Raw genomic sequence first — 1,703 nt, forward strand, 5'->3', positions numbered from 1 at the left:
AAAAAAACGAAAAAAAGTAAAAAAAAGACTTGCAAAGGTAGAGGATAGATGGTATTATAGATGAGCACTCGACGAGAGGGCACAGGGACATTGAAAACTGAACAGTAAACACGTCAATAAAGATAGAAAAAAAGAAAGAGTCAAGAAGACATGAAATTGTCTGAAGATAGAAAAGGACAATGGAGAGTTTGATCCTGGCTCAGGATGAACGCTGGCGGCGTGCCTAATACATGCAAGTCGGACGCAATGCTTCGGCATTGAGTGGCGAACGGGTGAGTAATACATAAGCAACCTGCCCCTGTGAGGGGGATAACTGCTGGAAACGGCAGCTAAGACCGCATAGGCATACATGACGCATGTCGAGTATGTTAAATATCCTACGGGATAGCACAGGGATGGGCTTATGACGCATTAGCTAGCTGGTGAGGTAGAGGCTCACCAGGGCGACGATGCGTAGCCGGCCTGAGAGGGTGGACGGCCACACTGGGACTGAGACACGGCCCAGACTCCTACGGGAGGCAGCAGTAGGGAATTTTCGGCAATGGGCGAAAGCCTGACCGAGCAACGCCGCGTGAAGGAAGAAGTCATTCGTGATGTAAACTTCTGTTATAAAGGAAGAACGGCGCCTGTAGGGAATGACAGGCGAGTGACGGTACTTTATGAGGAAGCCACGGCTAACTACGTGCCAGCAGCCGCGGTAATACGTAGGTGGCGAGCGTTATCCGGAATCATTGGGCGTAAAGAGGGAGCAGGCGGCAGTGCAGGTCTGCGGTGAAAGCCCGAAGCTAAACTTCGGTAAGCCGTGGAAACCGCACAGCTAGAGAGCATCAGAGGATCGCGGAATTCCATGTGTAGCGGTGAAATGCGTAGATATATGGAGGAACACCAGTGGCGAAGGCGGCGGTCTGGGGTGCAGCTGACGCTCAGTCCCGAAAGCGTGGGGAGCAAATAGGATTAGATACCCTAGTAGTCCACGCCGTAAACGATGAGTGCTAAGTGTTGGGGGTCAGACCTCAGTGCTGCAGTTAACGCAATAAGCACTCCGCCTGAGTAGTACGTTCGCAAGAATGAAACTCAAAGGAATTGACGGGGGCCCGCACAAGCGGTGGAGCATGTGGTTTAATTCGAAGCAACGCGAAGAACCTTACCAGGTCTTGACATGGAGATAAAGGCTCTGGAGACAGAGAGATAGCTATATCTCACACAGGTGGTGCATGGTTGTCGTCAGCTCGTGTCGTGAGATGTTGGGTTAAGTCCCGCAACGAGCGCAACCCCTGTTGCCAGTTGCCAGCATTAGGTTGGGGACTCTGGCGAGACTGCCTCTGCAAGGAGGAGGAAGGCGGGGATGACGTCAAATCATCATGCCCCTTATGACCTGGGCTACACACGTGCTACAATGGACGGATCAGAGGGAGGCGAAGCCGCGAGGTGGAGCGAAACCCAGAAACCCGTTCACAGTTCGGACTGCAGTCTGCAACTCGACTGCACGAAGCTGGAATCGCTAGTAATCGCGAATCAGCATGTCGCGGTGAATACGTTCTCGGGCCTTGTACACACCGCCCGTCACACCATGAGAGTTGGTAACACCCGAAGCCGGTGGCCCAACCGCAAGGAGGGAGCTGTCTAAGGTGGGACTGATGATTGGGGTGAAGTCGTAACAAGGTATCCCTACGGGAACGTGGGGATGGATCACCTCCTTTCTA

At 52.8% G+C, this 1,703-nt stretch carries 1 rRNA gene; it reads left to right on the top strand.

What is annotated here, in order from left to right:
- The first annotated feature begins 176 nt into the window (after positions 1-176).
- Positions 177-1,700 (top strand): 16S ribosomal RNA (locus B5E87_RS14735).
- Positions 1,701-1,703 lie beyond the last annotated feature (3 nt).

Origin of the sequence: Massilimicrobiota sp. An142, from assembly GCF_002160725.1 — a bacterium.
Classification (GTDB): domain Bacteria; phylum Bacillota_I; class Bacilli_A; order Erysipelotrichales; family Coprobacillaceae; genus Allocoprobacillus; species Allocoprobacillus merdigallinarum.